This is a genomic window from Wolbachia endosymbiont (group B) of Protocalliphora azurea (genome assembly GCF_947251865.1).
In the GTDB taxonomy this organism is placed as follows: Bacteria; Pseudomonadota; Alphaproteobacteria; order Rickettsiales; family Anaplasmataceae; genus Wolbachia.
In genome coordinates, this window is record NZ_OX366394.1 from 756,870 (window position 1) to 778,764 (window position 21,895).

The following is a 21,895-nucleotide window of genomic DNA, read 5'->3' on the forward strand; positions in this document are numbered from 1 at the left end:
TACTGAGCATCTTCTATAATTTTTCATTTGATTTATTAAAAATTTGACAATTATTAAAATATAGACTAAAATATTTATATATTTAATGGAGAAACGAAATGAATTTTAATGAACTTGTTAAAAACGGCTGTCTAAAATTGGACTTTAAAATAATAACCGTAAGTGAATTAGTAAGCTTTTTAGAGATTAATTCTCATATTACAAAGCTTAGTTTAAAAAGCTGTTATATTGGTGATGAAGGAGCAAAAGCTTTAGCTAATGGTAATCTTGCAAACCTTACTCAACTTGATTTAAGTTCGAACAGTATTGGTGATGAAGGAGCAAAAGCTTTAGCTAATGGTAATCTTGCAAACCTTACTCAACTTGATTTAAGTTCGAACAGTATTGGTGATGAAGGAGCAAAAGCTTTAGCTAATGGTAATCTTACAAACCTTACTTCACTTGATGTAGCTTTGAACAACATTGGTGATAAAGGAGAAAAAGCTTTAGCTGATCTTAAAAAATTTAATGTTAAAGGTATAAAAAATTTTGGAACAATAGATAGTTTGATAAATAAACTCACACAAAGTAACTCTTCAATAGAAATTTTTGATCCAGCTAAATCGGAAAATAAAACAACACTTGATGATATTATAATTCCAGAAAGCGTTAAAAAGGAGCTAAACAAGATTCTTGGTACTATTCCAGAAAGAAATAAAGAATTACTTAAAAAGATAGGTTACAAACCAGAAAAAGGCTATCTTTTTTATGGTCCACCCGGAAATGGTAAAACCAAAATTGCTCGTGCAATTGCATGTCAAGCTAATGCAAAGTTTATTAGTGTTTCTGCATCTGAATTTCTGAAATCGTATATTGGTGAAGGTGAAAAGTACGTAAGAGAAATTTTTAAAAAGGCAAGAGCAAATGCTCCTTGTATAATTTTTATAGATGAAATTGATTGTATTGCTACAAAACGTGGTAGCGGTGGTAGTTCTAGTCATGCTCAATCATGCGACAGCCTTGTGAATCAGTTTTTAACCGAGCTCGATGGTTTCAACTCACTAGAAGGTGTAACAGTGATTGCTGCAACTAATCGTAGAGATGTTTTAGACAAAGCGTTTATTAGGCCAGGCCGTCTCTCTAATCATATTGAAATTCCTTTGCCAGGTCGTGCCCAGCGTAAGGATATATTGAACTTATATATAAAAAAATTCAAAGTTATTGAAGGGTTGGAAGTTAAAGTAGATACTAAAAAACTTGCAAATAAAACTGATGGTTTCTCGGGAGCTGAGTTAGAATATTTAATAGATGAAACAACAAGGGATATTATATCTTTTTTTGAAGGTGAAGGAAAAATCACTATTGATACTAATAACTTCATTCAGGCAATTGATACCAATTCCCACTATGCAAAGAACAGATAGACAATAATGGGAAAGAAGTGATAATAAAGTAGATAAAATAGAGAGGTATAAATGGCATTAAGGTCAAAACTATTAGACGAAAAAGTTGTAAATTTGGCGAAAGAAATGTTAAAAAAGGTCAGAAATAACGCATATGTTTCAAAAAAGTTACAAGCGGTGATAGCAGGAAAAGAAAGTAGTATAAGCGCTGTGGCAAGAATATGTAAAATTTCAAGGACTGCTTTGACTGAATGGATAAAGCATCTAAAATTTGGTAGAGTAGAAAGATTATTTGCCCCGTCTCAGCGGCGAAGAAAAAGCAAATTAAAGAAAAATCAACGTGAGCAAATTGAAATATGGGTAGAAAGAAATCCAAATATTACTATTAAGGAAGTGCAGATAAAAATCTCAGAGGAATTTGGCCTAAACATTAGCAAATCAACAGTGCACCGTGAGATACAAAGGATGAAATTTTCTTATATAACACCGAGGCCAATGCACCATAAACAAGATAAAAACAAGCAAGAAGAGTTTAAAAAATACTTCAATAAAATAGTCAATTCCCACCCTGAAAAAGAGGTGTTTTTTTGATGAATCACGATTTGGAACTCATTCAAAAATCGGACACGGATGGTTTAAAAAAGGGGTCAGAACGCAGGTTAAAATGAAAATTGGTAGACAAAATTTCTATATCTACAGTGCGGTAAATCCAAGAAGTGGTAAGAAAATCAGCCTACTTGCTCCATATGTAAACACTGATTGTATGAATATATTTCTGGAGCAGATGTCGAAAGATTTAGGCACGAAAAAAGCCTTTCTTGTAATGGATTGTGCAAGTTGGCATAGATCAAAAAGTTTGAAATTTCAGGAAAACATTACCATTATATACTTGCCTCCTTATTCACCGGAACTGAATCCTGTTGAGAGGTTGTGGCAATATATCAAATACAATACTTTACGTAACAGAGTCTACGATACCATAGGCTTACTTGCAGATGTTCTGTGTAATTTTATTGTCAGTATTTCCAGCACTACTATTAAACGAGTTTGTAATGTTTCTTATTTGTTCGATTAGTAATGGAATTTGGTATGAGGAGAAGAAATCTAAAGAGCCTGAAGGTGAGCAAGTTAATAATGATCTAGAGTCACTCAATAGTCCTGTTGATAATGAAAATAATGTAGAAAGTCATAGCTCTGCAAATAGTGGTCCAAATGTTGTAGATACTCAACAGTTGGCTAAAGTGACTAAATTACTTAATGGTATACAAACTAAAATTAATGCGCTACAGAAAGAACGTGAGGAAAGATTTGAAGAACTTGACTCTGAGAACAGCTACTTAAAACAGGACCTAGATTCTGTAAGGAAAGACTTAATTAAAGTAACTCAATGTACTAAAGAATACACTCAATTAAAGGATGATCTAAAGACTATCACTGAAAAATATACTCAACTACAGAGTGAATTCGAGAATATGGTAACAACCGAACTCAAGAAACATGAAAGCACACTAGAGAAGCGTTTTGAAGATCTACAAGAACAATTTGAAGGTAAAAATAAAAAGCTAAATAGTAAATATGAAAAATTCTTAGGAGCAAGCAACAATAGTAAAAGGCAAGGTAGTTACGCCTCTATTTCTTTTGTATTATCTGGAGCATCTGCTGTTGGTGCAAGTTTGACAATGTTTCATTTAGCAATGTGTCTTTCATTCGCTGTAGCTGCATTAATTTTTCTTGCAGCAGGATGTTACTGTTTGTATAAGGCAAATACAACACTTAGTAATGTTGAAATTGATCAAACTACTAATCTTGTAGTTGTTTAGATAGTTTTTAGGCTTTTAAATCTGTACCTGTTTGGCAAGTTAAAAAGTCCTTGCTGGTGCTGTAGCTTAAATTGAAGAAAATGGCGGAAGTGTAGAGTGAGGTAGTTTTTGATCAAAAATTTAAGATATTTTTAAAAAAACCACCTTTCTTGACGCGTATGAACACTCCCAAATTTTTTATAGGTTTGACTTCACCTGATTTACAAATAGAAATTGGTTGAGTGTTTGCCATTTATTCTTATAAACAGCATTTTGCTTTTTTTAGCACGTAGCAATTCTTGAATTCTATGATATTATTTTTGTAAAATTGTTATATATATCATAATAACGGTACTGGCTGAGTTCATTAAGTAATTTTATGGGCAGTGGAATGATAAAAAGCGTTTTCACAAACACATTTTACTACATAGTCAGCGCTAATATTAAAATGCTTATAAAGAGCTTCATAAGGTGCTGATTCTCCAAAATTTTTCATGCCAATAAATATACCGTTTGAGCCTATATATTTATGCCAACCCACTTCACTTCCAGCTTCAATTGCAACTTTGATGCTGTCATTATTTAATATTGCCCCTTTATATTCATCACTTTGCTCGTCAAAAAGCCTCCAACACGGCATAGAAATGACCCTTGTTCCTACACCTTTTTCCTGTAATTTTTCTCTTGCCTCAACTGCAATTTCAACTTCAGATCCGGTAGCAAATATCGTCACTTCTAGCTTCCCTGAATATTCGCATAGTATATATGCACCAAATTTTGATAGGTTGGCCAATTGGTCAGTATAAGAGTGCATGTAATTAATATTTTGCCTTGAAAGCGCAAATAGTGCAGGTGACTCTTTTTTTTCAAGTGCAATGCTAATGCACTCCAAAGTTTCAATTGCATCTGCTGGCCTAAAAACATACAGATTTGGTATAGCTCTCAGAGAAGCTAAATGCTCTATTGGCTGGTGAGTTGGACCATCTTCTCCTACTCCAATTGAGTCATGAGTCATTACATATATAACCTGCTGTTTCATCAAGGCTGAAAGACGTATAGCAGGGCGGCAGTAGTCGGAAAATACTAAAAAAGTTCCACCATAAGGAATAATCCCACCATGAAGAGCCATACCATTCATACAAGCTGCCATAGCGTGCTCTCTCACTCCATAGTGTACATAAGAGCCACCATAATCATTACTATCTATTGCCTGCATGTGCTTATATTTAGTACAATTTGAACCGGTAAGATCAGCAGAGCCACCAATTAGTTCTGGCATAGACTTAGTCAATATTTCCATTACTTTGCCGAAAGAAGATCGAGTAGCTTCGTTTGGCATGAGCTCACATATTTGTTTCTTCAGGTTAGCCAAATCACTCTCGATGTTATTCGGCAAACGTTTCTCAAGTCTTCTTTGTAGTTCTTCATTGATCAAGGATGTATAGTTTTGTTTTGCCCTCTTAACTGTTTCCATCCAAGCGTTTTTCACATCTTCTGGTACATAAAATGGTTCATAGTTCCAATTCAATTTTTCTCTCATCTGTTTTACATCTTCCTCTGTAAAGGCACCACTATGAGCAGAAGATGTGCCAGCACGGCTCGAAAATTTTCCGATAATAGTTTTGCAACAGATTAGTGTAGGTTTATCAGACTTTTGTGCCTGCTCTATTGCAAGGGATATAGCATCAAAGTCATGCCCATCGATTTTGTCAACATTCCATCCATACGCTGAAAAACGCTTTTCTACATCATCAGAACAAGAGAGGCTAGTAGAGCCGTCTATAGAGATGTCATTGTCGTCAAAAAGTGCTATCAGCTTATTTAATTTAAGATGCCCAGCAAGGGACGCTGCTTCATGGCTTATACCTTCCATAAGACAGCCATCTCCTAGCATTACATAAGTGTAGTGACTGATTTCAAACTGCTTTTCAAGAATCGATTCAGCAAGTGCCATGCCAACAGCAGTGGCAAATCCTTGACCAAGCGGGCCTGTTGTTGCTTCTATACCAGAAGTTAAGCCAAATTCTGGGTGACCTGGAGTTTTTGATGTAAGTTGCCTGAAGTTTTTTAGTTCATCTATACTAATGTAGCCTGTCAGATATAATATAGAGTATTGCAACATTGAACCGTGACCATTTGATAAGACGAAACGATCTCTACTGATCCATTGAGAATCATCAGGGTTATGGTTTAGGTATTTAGCAAATAATACAGTGGCAACATCTGCCATGCCAAGTGGCATACCTGGATGTCCAGAATTTGCTTTTTGTACTGCATCAATTGATAAAAAGCGGACAGCATTTGCCATGGATTTTAGTAGTAGATGATTCATGTATTAATAGGAAAACTTAAAAGTGAAGTATACTATATCATAGTGGCAAAAACAAGTTGACACTTAATGTTAAAATCATTAATAATTTATAGTTAGATTGTGAGAATTTTTGTATGACAACTGTTATCAATAGAAAGTATAGAATCAGTCGCAGGCTTGGTGTAAACTTATGGGGTAGAGCAAAAGATTCGGTCAATAAAAGAAAATACCCTCCAGGTCAGCATGGTATTCTTGGATTTAAGAAGTTATCTGATTTTGGTAAGCAGTTTGCTGCACATAAAAAATTTAAGTTCTACTATGCAATTTCAAGTAAGCAGCTTAGACGTACATTTTTAGATGCCTACAAAAGAAAGGGTTATACGGCTGATAATTTTATTGGTGCCTTAGAATCAAGGTTAAGCTCTGTTTTATATCACTCTGGTTTTGTGCCAACAATTTACTCGGCAAAACAGCTTATATCTCATAAACATGTTACAGTTAATGATAAGGTGGTTAACATATCAAGTTATAGAGTGAAGCCTGGTGATATAGTAAAAATAAGGGAAAGAGCAGCAAAAATTCCTATATTAATAGAGGCTGAACAAAAACAAGAACGTAAGGCTCCAGATTATTTAGAGGCAGATAGCAAAGCACTTTCAGTGAAGTATTTGAGAGCGCCTCAATATTCCGAAGTCCCCTATTCAGCAGACATGGAAGTCAATTTAGTAGTAGAATTTTACTCTAGATAAACAACATAAGGCCCGTGTGGCGGAATCGGTAGACGCAGCGGACTTAAAATCCGTGGGTTTTGCGACCTTGGGAGTTCAAGTCTCCCCATGGGCACCAGTTTAATTTATCAAAAAAGTATGAAATGGCTTGATATAGAAGATATTGCAGAAGCTCTAGAAGAGAAGTTTCCCAATAAGGATATAATTAGTATTAGATTCACTGAACTTAAGAAAAAGATCTTGGGTTTGAAGGAGTTTGATGATGATGAAAAGTATTGTAATGAAAAAATATTAGAGGCCATTCAAGCAGCTTGGATTGCAGAAAGATCTTAAAAAACAGATAGCTATAAGAAAATTACGGCATACAGTAAAAAGATAATCTTCTTGGAAATACTATACTTTACTCGAATTTTACTTAGCTTCATAATAATTTAATAAATTACAATTAAAAATGATTACAAGTTAGGCAAAAATATACAAATACTGCTTTTTATGTGTTATGTTAAGCCTAACGGATGATAAAATTTGATTTGTGAGGTTGTTATGTTTAAAATATACCAATATTGTATATCTTCTAGGTTACTAAACATTTGTTTAATGTTGTCTACAATTGTGTTATTAACCGGTTGTTTTGCAACAATTCTTTCGGGTTCTACACAAGAGATTAAAATGAAAGTAGTAGATGATAACGATAACTTAGTAGAAAAAGTCAAATGTGTCATACGTGACCCATCTGGAACGAATCATTCTCTCACATCTAACCCTGGAATAGTGGTTATTCATCGAGGTTCGGGATCATTGTTTGTTGATTGTAAAAAAGAAGATTATAAACAATTAAATGTGATGGTAGGTGAAAGTTTTAATAGCGTTGGGAATGTTCAAAAAAGTGTGTCAAACCGAAAAAAAAGTAATAAATTGATATAAAAAATGGAGGTTTGATATGAGTCAAGCAAATAGAACTACTGGTTTGGTAGATTATAAAGAATTAGAAACAAATATCCTGTCATCTATACGAGAAGGAAGACCATTGACAGGAAGAGATGGAGCATTAACACCGTTTATAAAAAGGCTGCTAGAGGCAAGTCTGGAAGGTGAAATAGAAAGCCACATGTCAGCTAAAAGTGAAGAAAATAACCGAAGAAATGGAAGGAATGCAAAAACTTTACGTACAAGTTCAGGCTCATTTGAACTATTAACACCAAGAGACAGAGAAGGAAGCTTTGAACCGCAAATAGTCAAAAAAAGGCAAACAAGCCTACATCCAGAACTTGAAGCAAAGGTCTTAAGTACATACGCCAGTGGCATGGGATACAGAGACATAGCTTCACACGTTGAGGAAATATATGACCATAAAATATCAGCAGCAGAGATATCCAATATTACTGATAAACTGCTACCAATAATCAATGAATGGCGCAGCCGTCCATTGCAATCAGTGTATCCAATAGTGTTCATGGATGGCATGTTTTTTAAGGTCAAGGAGGACGGACATTGCGTAAGTAAATGCATGTATAATATATTGGGTATAAATCAAAATGGCAGAAAAGAAGTATTAGGTTTTTATCTGGCTGAAAGTGAGGGAGCTAACTTCTGGTTGGGAGTTTTAAATGACCTCAAAGAAAGAGGAGTAGAAGATATTCTGATTGCATGTGTAGATGGGCTAAAAAGCTTTCCTGCAGCCATCAACAGTGTATTTCCCAGTGCAGAAGTGCAGCTATGTATAGTACACCAAATAAGAAATTCTCTGAAATATGTATCCAGTAAAGATGTAAAAGTTTTCATGAATGATCTGAAAAAAATATATCGTGCTTCAAGTAAAGAAATTGCTGAGAATTATCTGCTTGAGCTGGAAGAAAAATGGGGAGAAAAGTATCCTTTAGTTATAAAATCCTGGCAGAACAATTGGGAAAACTTATCCAGTTATTTTAAGTATTCTGGGCCAGTTAGGAAGCTGATTTACACCACTAATCCAATTGAGGGGTTGCATAGACAAATCAGGAAATTTACTAAAACTAAGGGTTCATTTACTAGTACAAATGCCTTGTACAAACAGGTATATTGTGCTATAAAAAAGGTAGAGCAAAGGTGGATTATGGCTCTCCCTAATTGGGCTTTAACTATGTCTCAACTTGATATTTTCTTTCCAGATAGATTGAAAATTGAGTTGAACTAAAAATGCGGCTTGACACACTTTTTTGAACGTTCCCATAGCGTTACCTTATTGAATCTACTATGGTTACCTGGTTTTGCTGTCGATGCAATTACTGGAGCTTATAAACAATATCCATCACACTATGTTGTGAATACACCTACGACAATGTTGCAAATTTTTATTTTCCTTTCCATTATGTCCAGAAGAGTTCGGTAGCTCTTTTACGCGAAATACCACATTTACGTCCTCAAGGTTAATTTCAATTCTCTTGACCAATGTTCTGATAATATCACGTTTAGTTAACCAGTCTGCGTTATCAAGGTTTAACGTAATATTGGAAGAAAAGTCTTCTAAATTGGCCACAACCAGAGTTACCTCCTGTTCTAATTCCTTTTGATAAAATATCTTTTTCTTCTCTTCTTTAATTGTTTTTAAGCTTTGTTTCATTGCTTTAATTCGTGGTTCAAATTCCTCTTGATTGATATATTCTTGAGCATAACTATCGATAAGTCTAGCAATACCACGTTTTAATTTATTTTCTTGTTTCTCTAGCAGGTCACTTTTTTGATCCAATGATGATTTTTTTAGTTCTGAAAGCCTACGCTTGTATTCTTCTAAAATCCTGTTTGGATTTTTCAATAACTGCTTAACCTCTTCCCACACAGCTGTTTCTAATGCATCTGAGCGAATGGGTTTATTGTCACAAATCTTATTACCACCAAAACGGTAAGAATCTTTACCACTACAACGGTAATATGCATAATGACCACCTTCTTCTTCTCGTCTACTTCTCATGCAAGTTCCGTAACATCCGTAATTACAACGCTTACATATGACTAAACCTTGTAGTAAGTACTTTGCTCCTCTTTTTCTTGTCCTTGCTACTTTTCTATTTTCAGCTAATTGTTCTTGAACAATATCAAATATATCTTCATCTACTATATTTGGCACTTTAATATAAATCCAATTTGCTTTTTCAACAGGATAGACAGAGTGGTTACTTTTTGGCTGCTCACAAGAGCCTTTCTGTGGTCTTACTTGCTTTAATCTTACTCCTAACCTTCTTCTACCAAAAGCTGCTTGTCCTTTGTAAGCAGGGTTTTTCAACATACTCCAAATTGTACCTTTATTCCAGCGTTCTTTTCCTTTTTGTGTCTTAATGGACATAGTATTTAGCCGACGACATACTTCCCCAATACTTGTTCTTTCTCTGCCTATCCACAAAAATACTTTACGAACGACATCAGCTTCTTTTTCGTTAATCTCAAATAAAGCTTGTCCTCCTCCCATATGCTTATCTATATAACGATAACCATAAGGAGCTCCTCCCATTACATTTACATAGCCTTTGTTAGCTGCATAGATTTTACCACGACGACTTCGTTCCATAATTTTCGCACGTTCATATTCTGCTATCATACCTTGCATTTGTAACAGTAATTGAGATTCTGGGTTACCGTTAATCTCATAATTTAAAAAAACCACTTTTGCTCCTGCTTTTTCAAATTCTTCAATCAGCACCATTTGATATGCATATTTTCTAGATAAACGATCAGGAGAATGAATGTAAATCTTATCAATTTTACCTTCTGTTACTTTATCACGTAATTTTTCTAAATCAGGGCGGACTAAATGAGATCCACTGTAGCCGTTATCAATAAATTTATACTCACTTAACAATCTGTATCCGTCCAGATTAATTTGCTTCTCTAAAGCTGCAATTTGACTTTCTATCGTATTTCCTTCTACTTGTTTCCCCGAAGAAACTCTCGCATATAAACATACTGTTACCATTTGACCCTCCTTGAATCCCATTTTTATGTTTTAAGTTTTTTTGACTTATTTCCTTTGACACTACCTTTTCATAAGCATCTGATAAGCATTGTTCTGCTAACCGATTAGGTTCATAGCTACAGCTAATTTGGATAGCTAATCTCTTGTTTCTCATGACTTTTCCTTGAAATAATATGTTCATATCATTCCTTAAAGCCGATGGTTAATTGATTATTAGCGCTATAAGTAAATCGGACTCTTGGTTCTGGACACAGAAGTTTTCGAGAAATGGTTTTCTCTAGTTTTATTTTTATGTTTTTTGCAACATTGTCGGTAGTGTAAATATGACAAAATCTGATTAATAGAAAACTATGCTTAAATATAGCGGGCCAAAGAAATTAAAATCTATAATAGAAAACTATGCATTAAAATGCATGAAAAATAAGATCAGCAAAAATGAAATACGTCTTATTTTAAACTGGAAAAGTATAGTTGGAGAGGAATTAGCAGAATGTACAAAACCACAAAAGATCTCATACGCACAAAACGTAAATTCTGGTGTTCTGCATCTGTTAGTAACAAATGGCAGTAAAGCATTAGAAATGCAGCATATGGTTTCTCTTGTAATAGAAAAAATTACAGTGTTTTTTGGCTATAAAGCAGTATACGGTATAAAAATCAAGCAAGGGAGTTGACTATTTAACTATATAAGGTTAACCTAGTTATATAGGATAAATTGGTATATTGAAGTGAGTAGAATTTGTGAATTAACAAATAGAAAAAAGTCTTTTGGTAATAAGGTATCGCATTCAAATCGTAAAACAAAGCGTACCTTTCTCTTAAATTTACATAAAGTTACATTAACGAGTAATATATTAGAAAAAAAGTTTAGCTTTCGTATAGCGACAAGAACTTTAAGAACTATAGATTATAAAGGTGATCTTGATGCTTTCTTGCTCAATACAAAAACAATTAAACTAAGCAAAGAAGCGCAAAAGATAAAAAGAAGATTAAAGAAAGTTTTAGCAAAACAAGAGGTAGAGCTAGCTGTTTCAAATGCATAGTAAGCCTACATGGCTCAGAGCAAAAGCTCCAGCTGGTAAAGTATTCAATGAAACCTTAAATACTGTTAAGCTACATAACTTACATACAGTATGCGAAGAAGCTGCGTGTCCAAATATTGGTGAATGTTGGAATAAACGTCATGCTACTGTGATGATTCTCGGTTCTGTTTGTACTCGTGCTTGTGCGTTTTGCAACGTTGCAACTGGCATTCCTGATAAGCTCGATCCTCATGAACCAGAAAATTTAGCAAAAGCAATAAAAAAGTTAAATTTAAAGCACGTTGTCATTACCTCTGTTGACCGTGACGATTTACCAGATGGTGGTGCAAATCAGTTTATAAGGTGTATAGAAGAAATTAGAAAGATAACTTCGGAAACAACAATAGAGATCCTCACTCCTGATTTTTTAAATAAGAAAGGAGCGTTTGAAGCAATAGCTATTGCATCACCTGATGTTTATAACCACAACATCGAAACAGTGCCAAGGCTGTATGCAAAAATAAGACCAAGATCTCGTTATTTTCATTCACTATATTTGCTAAAGATGGTGAAACAGATTAATTCTAAACTTTTCACGAAGTCAGGGCTTATGGTTGGTCTTGGAGAAACAAAAGAAGAAATCTTTCAGGTTATGGATGATTTACGTAGCGCCGAAGTTGATTTCATTACAATTGGTCAATATCTGCAACCAACTCCAAAGCATGCAAAAATTGATAGATATGTTACTCCAGAAGAGTTTGAGCATTATAAATATATTGCTTATTCTAAAGGCTTCTTGGTAGTTGCATCAAGCCCATTAACGCGGTCATCGTACCACGCTGAAGAAGATTTTAACAGACTTGCTGCTGCTAAAACTTCAACCTAATTTAACCTATCTGTTCAAAGAAATGTGCACTCCCTTTCTTTTCATTCAAGTAGCCTCTTATCCTTCCAGTAGCCCATCGGTGTTATTTCAGTAACACCTGTTATTCGAGTAGCCTAACACTGAAACCAAGAGGACTGACCAGGCAATCAGAACTGGTCACGCGCTGGAATGACACCGTCATAAATTGCTAGGCCTTCATAATGTCATCCCAGTTTCCTCTTTACTCTTGTCATCCCAGTACTTGATACTGGGATCCAGAAGACTGATTAGTCAATCAGAACTGGTCACGCGCTGGAATGACATCATTTTTTTTTGCATGAAAAGACTGGATTTTCATGATACCCACTTATTAGTTTCGTCTAATTTATTTTACCACTCTGCTGAACGGATACATTCTAACTGAGAGCAAAGCACACTTACATCATTTAACACCTTCAGTGGCTCCCCTAGACTATGTTCCACTTTTGTCTCAAATTTAAATCCCAAATTTCCAAAAAATTCTTGAAAATACTCAATAGTAATGTCACACAAACTTCTACCACTTGTTTTATAATTTTTCAGCTCTTTCGGAATAATAAGAGACACTTTACCATCTTCATATGTTACATTTCTACCCTTACAGTTCAGTTTAAATTCTACTGAACTGTAAAAACCTGGTGTTTTGATATCACTAGCAAGATCACTGCTAAGTACCCTTATACATTCCATGCTAAAACTGAGTTTTAGACAATTGGAACTATGGCAATCCATACTATAAGTTATTATTATATCAGAATCTAACACAAGCAAGCCAAGTGGAAAAAGAGCCTTTAATAAATGCAGAAACAAAAAATGATTATATCCTTCTTGATGATAACTAGTTATCAATTCTTCTATAATAGAGTCATTTGGAACTGTTGCACCAACACGTATAAACATTTCCATAAAGACTACTTTAAGAAACAAACAATAGTTTCTTTTCCCTTTTTCATTCCCTAAAATGAGATCTTTATGTTTTGAATATAGCTCCTCGATAAGCTCATTGGTTATTTTTTGTTTGTTGATAGTAAGGTTGTGTGATCTATCAAGGTCAATATATGTGTTGTAACCAGAGTTTATGCTACTCCAACCACCTGATTTCATTGGTATAGATTTTAAATCAGAATACTTGAGCTTTTTTACTTCAGATTTCAATGCGTTAACTATTTTTTTTGACATATCACAATCTTATATTATATACGTATTACGTACTTTTCATCATAAGTAAAGGTTTTCTGTAAAACTTGATTTACTTTTTATTATACTCACCTTATTAAAAAAAGCGGAGATTTCAATATCTTATTTTAAATTCTTCAAGTTTAGATTCTTGTCTTTGGTTGTATTTATATCACTTAATACTCCAAGTGGCTTATCCAGATTATACTCAAAATTTTCCTCAAAAAAGTGAAATCCAAATTTTTCGCAAAATTTCTGAAAATACTCAATAATAACGTCAAACAAATTCTTATCATTTGCTTTGTAATTTTTCAGCTCCTTAGGAATAGTGAGAGAAACCTTACCTTCTTCATATATCACATTTTCACCTTCACATTTTAGTTTAAACTCCACTGAGTTTTGTAAATCACATACTAAAATTTTATTACCGTTATATATACCATCATTTACGCTAAAACTGAACTTCAGATAATTTGGATCTTCACAACTTATACAGGTCCTTTCTCTGTAAGAAGGAATTAAATAGTGGAATGAATACATGCACAATCCAAAAGAACGAAGTGCTTGACTTTGAGAAGAAAAGAATTGCTTGTACCCAGACCTGTTATAATAAGTTATCAATTCTTCCATAATAGAGTCATTTGGAACTGCTGCACCGGCGTGTACAAATACTTCCGTGAAGATTTGCTTAAGAAACAGACGATAACTCCCTTTTTTGTCCTTATCTTCTGTAATGAGATTTTCATGTTTTAAATATAAATTTTTAATGAAATCATTAGTTATTGCCTTCCCATTAATAACAAGGTCACAAACAAATTCATATTCACTATTGAAGTCCATATCCAAATCCTTATATGTTCTATAATCAGAACTTTCTGTAGACTTCAAATCAGCATATCTCCTCTCCCTCGCCTTATCTTTCAACTCATTAATCATTTTTTTTGACATATATACTATTAATAGCTCTTATACTATAATATATATATAACTATTAACCTTTTAATAATATAGACTATCAACTGTAACCTGAGTTACTTTCCGGTTTACACTTGATTACTCTAACGATAGATTTTCCAATTCCATCTGATCTACTTGTACTTTTTCTAACTCACTTTTTACCTGTTTATGGTATAAGTTTGCTCCTCTAGCCCAAGATAGGTCACCATTTATTGTACAAACGTAATTGCCATTGTCCTCTTCGAAGCAAAACAGCTTCAGTTTACTTTCGTCTTGACCAATTAATTCACTACGAATTACTTCTACAGTATAAAATTGACCCAAATTCATACTTACTTCAGGATGTTGCATATACCTTAACACCCGTGGCTCATATAATTTTCTTATCTCACCATTTTTGAGATCACCTATTGTACACTCTATCTTCTTTAATCCGTATTTAATAACTCTCACTAATCTCTTCGTCTCATAATCCCACAGCTGTTCTTCTTCCAATCTTTTACATGCGGTAAAAAATTGTGATTCTTCTCTTTGCATAAACCGAGATAAACGTTCTGCCAACTCATAGCACATTTTTTCTTGACTCAGTATTTCTCTTTTATATTGAGCTAAAATATTAATCGCTATACTTGGACAACTTACTGCAATCAAGTCATTATTTAAATCCGTTTTAATAATTTTGCCGCTCTCTTGATTAACATGTACAGTAACTTGCCCTAACAAAATTCCCTTAGAAATCGTTATGTCTTTTCCTATATGAGTGTCAATGGCTTTTAAAGAATCAAAGTCTATATATATTGCACCTTTCTCTCCTGTCATTTTTTCTGAAAGAGCAAGAGCAATCAATCTAAAGGTATCTATTTCAACAGCAAAATACATCCTTTGCTCCTCTGACATATTATACATATTCTTAAAGAAATCCTTTATGCTAATGTCTTCACCATCTACCTTCCATCCTGTATCTATTTCGCTCCAGTCGTATTGGTGTAAATCTACAACATGCACTCCTTCCATTCCTTTCAGTTCACGCTTTAAATCATCTATTTGATTTTCTTCAAATCCAGGACCGTTGATAATCAAATATATATCCCTCTCTTCTTTATTTATTAATTTATGATTTTTTATTATATCTAAGTAATTAAAGTCACTGTTTTTACCATCAGGTAAAGATGCACCATATACTCTTGGTACCCATGTTAGTATTATTGGCGCTTCATTTGATAATTTTTTTACATTACCGATCATTATTTTACCTCAACACATTAACATACTCATATTATAATGAAATTTTAGCGGCGTACAAATAAAATCTCCTAGGGGCTTAAACATTCTCGTTTCTATATGTAGGTGACTGTTTCGAAGAAAATTATTTTTCAGCTAATATTTTAACTACTTTACTGAATTTTCTAGCACCGAATCGACGATACTAGAAAGTTCTTTAATCAATGCTATATAAGTGATAGCTCTCCCATTGCTACCCTGTCTACTTCTGCTCCTTCCAGCTTATTATCTACTCGTTCACGGTATAGATCTTTTCCTTTCATCCAGGATACATCACTATTTACTAGACCCATAGAATAGTTACCATTGTTCTCTCTAAAATCAAATGACTCACGTCTGCTTTCTTCTTGACCAACTAATTTACAATCAACTACCCTTACAACATTGAATTGACCTAAATTTAATCCAAGTGTGATAAGGAAGGGGAGAAAAGCTCGTTCATACAACGCCGCTATTCTATAATCTCTTAAATCTTTTACATACCTTTCTGCATCCTCTTTCTTATTAATCATTTCTTTCATCATCTTTTCTATTTTATTTTTCTCTTGTCCCTCTGTCATCTCTTCCTTTTCTTTAAGCATATGAGGGATACAATTACCTAGTTCACTTATTATTAAAGTTAAATACTTTAATAATTCACCGCACATTTCTTTTTGACTTAGTATTTTACTTTTATATTTAGATAAGATATCAACTGCTACGCTTGAATCATTTATTGCAATTAGATCATTATTTAAGCTTGTGTGAACAATTATTCTACTATTCGGGTCAAACATTACCACTACATTCCCTAACAATATTTTTTCAGGGATTGTTATATCCTTCCCTATATGAGAGTTAATGGCTTTTAAAGAATCAAAATCTATATATATTCCACCTTCATGTTCCGAAAACTGCTTTAAGAGTGCCAGAGCAACTAATCTAAAAGTATCTATTTCAACAGCAAAGTATGTTCTTTGTTCATCTGTCATGTTATACATATCTCTAAAGAAATCTTTGATACTAGTATCTTTACCATCTATCTTCCATCCTTGATCTATTTCGCTCCAGTCATACTGATGCAAGTCTATAACATGTACTCCTTCAATTCCTTTCAGTTCACGCTTTAAATTATCTATTTGGCTTTGCTTAAACCCTGGGCCGTTGATAATCAGATATATATCCCTCTCCTCTTCATTCTTTAGTTTATGATTCTTGATTATATCTAAATAATTCAATCTACTATTTTTACCATCTGGTAAAGATGCACCATGCACTCTTGGCACCCATGTTAGTATTATTGGTGCTTTATTTGATAATTCATTTACACTATTAGTCATAATTTTACCTCACTATATTGCTATATTTATAATATAGTGGATTTTTTAATAAAATGCAAGTAGACATTAAGATTTCACTTACGCTCTCTCAGTTTACAATTTTTGTTTCCGTATTATCTAATGAATCACCGTAAGTGACTGCCTTAAGATAAAACTTTCTCCCTTTTTGCACTTCAAAAGAAATTATTGAATCATCAAGTAGAATAAATTTTTCACCTGCAGTGTGTTCATATTTCTTAGTCCCTTCTTGACCTCTAATTAGGTTGCTAAGCTTATATTTATTTTTATCTATAAGCTTGGCATCTTGGAATTTTATTACCTCTTTTCCAACCAGCGCTAACACAGTTGGATTCATGACGTCTAGCTTACCAAAACGTAGCACTACTGTAATTCCCTCATCGGTAAATTCGATTACATATCCGTAAGTAGATTGTATATTTGCGCTCGCGATGGGCTTATAATTTTTATCATCATACGAAATAAAAAGTGTTGCTCCTTTCCAACCTTCCTCTTCACTAATTAAAGTAAAACTTGCGATATTACCTTTAATATGCGGTAAATCTATCATTTCTACGATAGATTTACTGATGTGAGAAGGAGGGTATTCTTTAAGCATAAGTGATCTTGTTGAAGGAAAGGAGAGCTTGTATATAGAGGGATCATAACCAACTCCCATTACTTGAATGGACATGCTTTCAAACTTTGTTTTTATAATTCTCATCGTATGTCTTTTCTCGCCATCTGAAATTGCTATGACATCACTTGGTAAAAGCCATGCATATTTTATCGGGAGCTTAAAGTTGTATACATTTCTCTCTTGCCACGAAGAATAAAGTAAAACTTCAGCTATATTTTGCGCCTCCCCTTCCTCCATAATGAGAGGTATTTCAACTGTTGCAGCATTGCCCTGCTTTGGCAGTTCAGCATATTTCACATCAATTGGATAGCCAAAATTGCGGTTAAAATAGACAACATTGACTTTACTATTTAAATCTAGCTGACTAATATTAACAAGTTTTGCAACGTTATTGGTAACCATCTCGCCAATTGGTATTTCAGTTTTCACTCCCCTGCCCTTTTGAATAAATTTCAGTTTTGAGTTCTGTTCAACCACATCAAAAAAATAGCACCTTCGCAGCATTTTAATAATTGAGCGTACGGGTTGCTGATCATTTATTACATACCCAGATAGTAATCCTTTAACATCACTTGTATCAAACTGATCGCCTTTGAGACCTACCTTTTGCAACAGATCAGACAAAACATCGGAAACATTAAGTTGTGAAATTTTTCCCTGAATCCAGTGCCCGGTCTGCCAGTTATGGCAGTCAGCCCACATGTCACATAAATTGGGGAAATAAGGAAATGGCCTTGCATCCCACGCCCAGAGGAACATTTTCTCCACCATTTCTGAGCTTTGCCACTTTTTTAATGTTCCTTCGATTGCAGTTTTCTGCGAAAGAAAGCTCACCTCTCCGTTTGAGTATCGTGGATATTTACTCTCTATACTACCTTTATCAACAAACACATTGGGCTCATTAGTGCAGCCGTTCATACTGGGAAATCCATATTCGGTAAACCATATTTTCTTCATTTTTGGTTGCCATTTTGTTTTACTACCACCTGGATTTACATGAACTTCACTCCACCATTTCTCGATATTTTTCCACGCATATTCGCTGTCATTATACTTTATTTTCTCAGGATCACTTTTTGAGTAATCGTAAAAATAATCATACCCTACCCCACTGCTCCAACCACCCGTTACATCTTTCGCGGAATAGCCAAAAGGAGGTTCTGGGCCATCGGTGAGTGGAAAGTAAGCATCTATGCCAACAACATCGATAAACTCTGAAGACCATAGTTCATCCATATTATACCAACCATCATATGAATGATACTCACTCCAATCGGCAGCGTAAGTTACGTTTACTTCTTTTCCAAGCTGAAATTTTACTTGCTTTGCAACTTTAACTAGCTCTGCTACTGCAGGATAATTGCCTTTCGCATCTTTTACTCTGGTAAGCTGAGCAAACTCAGAACCAATAATAAACCCTTCCACTTTAGTTTGTTTGGCAATGCTTGTGTAATGCTCTATGAATTTGCTATACTGATTCTCAAAAAAATCACTTATATCCTGAGGAGTACCGCTCAATTTTCCTCGCCACTCTTTGTTTTTTGTGTCAAGCAAGAGCATTGGATAGAGCATCACCTTATAACCTCTGCTATGCAGCTCTTCTATATATCTTATTAGTGCTGCATCGCTAACTGTACCACCATATCTTGGATTGCCATGATTATCTTTTGAAATGAGCTGGGCATTATCCCTGGTTATATTTCCCACTTGCCAATCATCAGGCACTATAGCAGAATCGTCTTGAAATTCAACTGCAGGATATATTTTACAATCTTTGATATTCAAACTGCTTGCAAACCAATTAACCACTACCGATGCCCATTCAACATTTGGTAAACTTTCCTTCAATTGGTCCAAAGAAAGCATAGCATCGCTCTTTTTTGTGTGATTATTGTGATTTACTCTTTGTACCGGTCCATAGGGAATATATTGACTACTGCTTATTTTTTCTCGTGCAATTTTCTTCTGTATTTTCGTATCATACACAAACTCCCCTGAACCTGGTATGATATTGATATTTTTAATGTTTTCTGCTACTGAGAATCCATTGAGCTTCAGTGCAGTTTGCACTTCAAATGTAAACACCGGAACACGATTACTATAGTCTGCCAAAGGGAAATTTTTGATGACTATGTAAGATATTCCTCTATAAGCTGGTACATTCTTCTCACCTTCGATTGATAACATAAACGGATCAGGGTTTTGGTCTTCTCTGCCGTGGTAAAAAGTATAATCTATTTCATCAAAACTAAGCGATTTTATATCCGCCCAGATTCTATTTAATTTTTCTACTTTCCCCTTGCAAATTGCAATTGCGAGTGTTGCATAGTAGTTATATGTAATATTTATACCTCTTCCTGTTTTATTTTGAGTGGTTATCGCCTCCTCTTTTATTGGCTGTGACCAAATAATGTTTCCAGCAATGCGAGCAGTGCCATAGATAATTGGAATTGCTTTGCCATAAGTTGAGGTTTGAACTTGCAGATTTTTCAGCCTCGCCCCATGCGTTATCTTTTGGTCGGCATCAAGACCAAATATTGCATTATCAAGCTGTGCACCAAGCAGAGCACCGAGTTCTGAGCCAACAATCTGGCCAATTGGCCCAAAAATACTGCCCGCTTTACTTAAAATTGATGATAAAATTATTGTAGACATAATATTCTCCTTTTTAATAGATTGTTTTGAATTTTTGAAAGAAGATCCCAGACTGGGATAAAATTGGGACCTACTATATAGTAGTGTCATGCGACTGGTATCCAGGAAAAAAAGGATGTAATCCGAGTAGCCCTTTTCCTGTCATCCGAGTAGCTGACACTGGGATCCATTGTTCTTTATTTCTGAATTCCAGCGGGCTTTGTTGCACCACTCAAGGAAAGAACAGGCAGTTACTGATGGAATTTGTTATAAAATAGATATTTAGCCGACAAAGGAAAAATATGCCAATAAGAATGAAAGTCAGTAACTGCAATGAATATAACAAATTTCTTCAAGAAAGGGGAAATGTTTTTCATTATATCAACGATGCCATTGAAAATTGGTACGAAAATAGTCCAAAAGTAGCAGGTGGCAACAATGTCTACAGCGACAAAGTAGTGATTCTAATTCACATAATAACCTATCTATTCAGGATTGGTCTTAGGCAAACAGTGGGATTTATAGAGAAATATCTTGAGCAAATAGGGAAAATTTTGCAAATTATCAGCTATTCGCAGGCTTCAAGAAGGTTTAAAAAGCTTAATATCAAAATCAACGACTGCAGAGTTGATAAGAACGATATGGAAGATATTGAAATTGCTATAGATAGTACAGGTATCAGCATCTACAATAATATTCCAGGCCATAGTAAGGCAAATGGTACAGATAGAAAGTATCGCCGCTATGAGCAAACAAGATGTAATGCTAGAGATAGGTAGTAAAAAAGTTATAGCTGCAAAATACAGTAGTGGAGTTTATTCCGACCACTATGGAGCCTGTGATCTTATTGAAAGAGTGGATACCAAGTATAACATAAGCACGATATATGCAGATAGATCGAAAGAAGTTATACAAACTGTGCGATGAGCTTGACATAAAGACAAGGATTCCTCCGCAAAATAATGCAGTAGAGCATCCAAAGTTGGATTATATGAATGAGAGAAATTCTACAATCAAGCTCATAAAGTCATATGATGAAGATGGTATGAAGAGGTGGAAAAAAGAGATAAATTATTGGAAGAGATCTTATATAGAAAGTTTTTTCTCGCGACTGAAGCAAATATTTGGATTTAGTTTTAGGAATAAATCTGAGATTAATCGTGAGAAGGAACTGCTACTCAAGTGTTATTTGCTTAACAAATTTACTGAAATAGGCATGGCTAAGTTTGATATAGCTTCATGAATTTATTATACATTACCCACTATCCGAAGAGCTGTGCAACAAAGCCATTCCAGTTTCACGCACTGACCATTTGCTGTTTTTACTCATAACTACCTTGTCTGGACGAATACGAAAACAAGTAGCTAATTATCGCATAAAAAAAAGAAGATGTAGAATATCTTCTTTTTTGTGATTAAAGATACATTAAATCTTGATTGTGTATTTCCTCTGCTATAAGCAATAATTTTTCGCTCTCATCAAAGAGACTTTTTGCGCTAGCTGCTAATTTCTCACTAATTTGTGGTAGACATTGTCATAATATACTCCTTAAATTTTTAAAATATATTTATGTTGGTATACAAGTATCAATATTACATTAATATAGTAATTTTTTAGGCATGAGTGACAAGCTGAAGTGGTTTTTAATTACTCAAAAAACAGAAACGTTTCTATTTCCTACACTTTCTAAAACCATAGGTACCAGTTGGTTTTTAGCTAAAGTAAAGGTCAAGTATCTGGAATTCTGGACATAAAATCCTCCTGTGTAAAAAAGAGTTAGAAAAAAAATGCAGTGCAC

The 21,895-nt window shown here is 34.4% G+C and carries 17 protein-coding genes, 1 tRNA gene and 1 pseudogene; 12 read left to right on the top strand and 7 right to left on the bottom strand.

Annotated features, from left to right (window positions below):
• Window positions 1-98 precede the first annotated feature (98 nt).
• From OPR35_RS03590 to OPR35_RS03600, 3 genes are all read left to right on the top strand, one after another.
• Window positions 99-1,403, top strand: a complete 1,305-nt coding sequence (locus tag OPR35_RS03590; RefSeq protein ID WP_265025013.1) for an AAA family ATPase — start codon at window positions 99-101, stop codon at window positions 1,401-1,403.
• A 51-nt stretch (window positions 1,404-1,454) separates the two neighbouring features.
• Window positions 1,455-2,457 (top strand): IS630 family transposase gene (locus OPR35_RS03595; protein ID WP_230608967.1). Its coding sequence is split into 2 segments (ribosomal slippage): window positions 1,455-1,964 and window positions 1,966-2,457, totalling 1,002 coding nucleotides; the frame shifts between segments, so codons are not numbered across the junction.
• Window positions 2,435-3,202 carry a TomO hydrophobic C-terminal domain-containing protein gene (locus OPR35_RS03600; protein WP_265025014.1) on the top strand — a complete coding sequence of 256 codons (768 nt, stop codon included), beginning with the start codon at window positions 2,435-2,437 and terminating at the stop codon, window positions 3,200-3,202. The genes OPR35_RS03595 and OPR35_RS03600 overlap by 23 nt, the downstream gene beginning before the upstream one ends.
• A gap of 346 nt (window positions 3,203-3,548) precedes the next feature.
• On the opposite strand, the gene tkt is transcribed toward OPR35_RS03600, so the two are convergent.
• Window positions 3,549-5,513 (bottom strand): transketolase, encoded by a 1,965-nt coding sequence (gene tkt, locus OPR35_RS03605; protein ID WP_265025015.1) that lies wholly within the window; start codon window positions 5,511-5,513, stop codon window positions 3,549-3,551.
• Window positions 5,514-5,626: 113 nt separating this feature from the next.
• Between tkt and rpsD the strand changes: the two genes are divergently transcribed.
• The 5 genes from rpsD to OPR35_RS03630 all read left to right on the top strand — a co-directional run bounded on the left by rpsD (window position 5,627) and on the right by OPR35_RS03630 (window position 8,393).
• Window positions 5,627-6,241, top strand: a complete 615-nt coding sequence (rpsD, locus tag OPR35_RS03610) for a 30S ribosomal protein S4 (protein WP_006012690.1) — start codon at window positions 5,627-5,629, stop codon at window positions 6,239-6,241.
• A gap of 10 nt (window positions 6,242-6,251) precedes the next feature.
• Window positions 6,252-6,338 (top strand) — tRNA-Leu (locus tag OPR35_RS03615).
• Between the two features lie 20 nt (window positions 6,339-6,358).
• A complete protein-coding gene (gene iscX / locus OPR35_RS03620; RefSeq protein WP_026097274.1) occupies window positions 6,359-6,553 on the top strand; it encodes a Fe-S cluster assembly protein IscX in 195 nt (64 codons plus the stop codon).
• Between the two features lie 264 nt (window positions 6,554-6,817).
• A complete protein-coding gene (locus tag OPR35_RS03625; protein ID WP_265025016.1) occupies window positions 6,818-7,144 on the top strand; it encodes a hypothetical protein in 327 nt (108 codons plus the stop codon).
• A 16-nt stretch (window positions 7,145-7,160) separates the two neighbouring features.
• Entirely contained in the window at window positions 7,161-8,393 is a 1,233-nt protein-coding gene (locus OPR35_RS03630) for an IS256 family transposase (protein WP_265024688.1), read from the top strand.
• Between the two features lie 114 nt (window positions 8,394-8,507).
• Here the strand turns inward: OPR35_RS03630 and OPR35_RS03635 are convergent, their stop codons facing one another.
• Window positions 8,508-10,187 (bottom strand): recombinase family protein, encoded by a 1,680-nt coding sequence (locus OPR35_RS03635; RefSeq protein WP_265025017.1) that lies wholly within the window; start codon window positions 10,185-10,187, stop codon window positions 8,508-8,510.
• A gap of 329 nt (window positions 10,188-10,516) precedes the next feature.
• On the opposite strand from OPR35_RS03635, the gene OPR35_RS03640 reads away from it, so the two are divergent.
• From OPR35_RS03640 to lipA, 3 genes are read left to right on the top strand one after another with little or no spacing between them, the layout of a single operon-like run.
• Complete coding sequence (locus OPR35_RS03640) at window positions 10,517-10,840, top strand: DUF721 domain-containing protein (RefSeq protein WP_007302641.1); 324 nt, start codon at window positions 10,517-10,519, stop codon at window positions 10,838-10,840.
• A 54-nt stretch (window positions 10,841-10,894) separates the two neighbouring features.
• Window positions 10,895-11,209: a 50S ribosomal protein L28 gene (rpmB, locus tag OPR35_RS03645; RefSeq protein ID WP_149168840.1), complete on the top strand. Its 315-nt coding sequence runs from the start codon at window positions 10,895-10,897 to the stop codon at window positions 11,207-11,209.
• Window positions 11,202-12,074 (top strand): lipoyl synthase, encoded by an 873-nt coding sequence (lipA, locus tag OPR35_RS03650; RefSeq protein ID WP_265025018.1) that lies wholly within the window; start codon window positions 11,202-11,204, stop codon window positions 12,072-12,074. Before rpmB ends, lipA begins: the two co-directional genes overlap by 8 nt.
• 369 nt (window positions 12,075-12,443) lie before the next feature.
• Here the strand turns inward: lipA and OPR35_RS03655 are convergent, their stop codons facing one another.
• The 5 genes from OPR35_RS03655 to OPR35_RS03675 form a co-directional block, all read right to left on the bottom strand.
• Window positions 12,444-13,271: a hypothetical protein gene (locus OPR35_RS03655; protein WP_213863955.1), complete on the bottom strand. Its 828-nt coding sequence runs from the start codon at window positions 13,269-13,271 to the stop codon at window positions 12,444-12,446.
• A 120-nt stretch (window positions 13,272-13,391) separates the two neighbouring features.
• Complete coding sequence (locus OPR35_RS03660) at window positions 13,392-14,216, bottom strand: hypothetical protein (protein ID WP_007302637.1); 825 nt, start codon at window positions 14,214-14,216, stop codon at window positions 13,392-13,394.
• Window positions 14,217-14,321: 105 nt separating this feature from the next.
• Window positions 14,322-15,470, bottom strand: a complete 1,149-nt coding sequence (locus tag OPR35_RS03665) for a hypothetical protein (protein ID WP_265025019.1) — start codon at window positions 15,468-15,470, stop codon at window positions 14,322-14,324.
• Window positions 15,471-15,673: 203 nt separating this feature from the next.
• A complete protein-coding gene (locus tag OPR35_RS03670; protein WP_265025020.1) occupies window positions 15,674-16,825 on the bottom strand; it encodes a hypothetical protein in 1,152 nt (383 codons plus the stop codon).
• A gap of 88 nt (window positions 16,826-16,913) precedes the next feature.
• On the bottom strand, window positions 16,914-20,117 hold the full coding sequence (locus tag OPR35_RS03675; RefSeq protein ID WP_265025021.1) for a glycoside hydrolase/phage tail family protein: 3,204 nt from the start codon (window positions 20,115-20,117) through the stop codon (window positions 16,914-16,916).
• 281 nt (window positions 20,118-20,398) lie between these two features.
• On the opposite strand from OPR35_RS03675, the pseudogene OPR35_RS07530 reads away from it, so the two are divergent.
• Window positions 20,399-21,339, top strand: a pseudogene (locus tag OPR35_RS07530) (IS5 family transposase).
• Window positions 21,340-21,895 lie beyond the last annotated feature (556 nt).

Excerpts from the sequence above, each read along its gene's own strand:
- OPR35_RS03590 (WP_265025013.1), top strand. The coding sequence starts at position 99 with ATGAATTTTAATGAACTTGTTAAAAACGGCTGTCTAAAATTGGACTTT.
- OPR35_RS03600 (WP_265025014.1), top strand. The coding sequence starts at position 2,435 with ATGTTTCTTATTTGTTCGATTAGTAATGGAATTTGGTATGAGGAGAAG.
- tkt (WP_265025015.1), bottom strand. The coding sequence starts at position 5,513 with ATGAATCATCTACTACTAAAATCCATGGCAAATGCTGTCCGCTTTTTA.
- rpsD (WP_006012690.1), top strand. The coding sequence starts at position 5,627 with ATGACAACTGTTATCAATAGAAAGTATAGAATCAGTCGCAGGCTTGGT.
- iscX (WP_026097274.1), top strand. The coding sequence starts at position 6,359 with ATGAAATGGCTTGATATAGAAGATATTGCAGAAGCTCTAGAAGAGAAG.
- OPR35_RS03625 (WP_265025016.1), top strand. The coding sequence starts at position 6,818 with ATGTTGTCTACAATTGTGTTATTAACCGGTTGTTTTGCAACAATTCTT.
- OPR35_RS03630 (WP_265024688.1), top strand. The coding sequence starts at position 7,161 with ATGAGTCAAGCAAATAGAACTACTGGTTTGGTAGATTATAAAGAATTA.
- OPR35_RS03635 (WP_265025017.1), bottom strand. The coding sequence starts at position 10,187 with ATGGGATTCAAGGAGGGTCAAATGGTAACAGTATGTTTATATGCGAGA.
- OPR35_RS03640 (WP_007302641.1), top strand. The coding sequence starts at position 10,517 with ATGCTTAAATATAGCGGGCCAAAGAAATTAAAATCTATAATAGAAAAC.
- lipA (WP_265025018.1), top strand. The coding sequence starts at position 11,202 with ATGCATAGTAAGCCTACATGGCTCAGAGCAAAAGCTCCAGCTGGTAAA.
- OPR35_RS03655 (WP_213863955.1), bottom strand. The coding sequence starts at position 13,271 with ATGTCAAAAAAAATAGTTAACGCATTGAAATCTGAAGTAAAAAAGCTC.
- OPR35_RS03660 (WP_007302637.1), bottom strand. The coding sequence starts at position 14,216 with ATGTCAAAAAAAATGATTAATGAGTTGAAAGATAAGGCGAGGGAGAGG.
- OPR35_RS03665 (WP_265025019.1), bottom strand. The coding sequence starts at position 15,470 with ATGATCGGTAATGTAAAAAAATTATCAAATGAAGCGCCAATAATACTA.
- OPR35_RS03670 (WP_265025020.1), bottom strand. The coding sequence starts at position 16,825 with ATGACTAATAGTGTAAATGAATTATCAAATAAAGCACCAATAATACTA.
- OPR35_RS03675 (WP_265025021.1), bottom strand. The coding sequence starts at position 20,117 with ATGTCTACAATAATTTTATCATCAATTTTAAGTAAAGCGGGCAGTATT.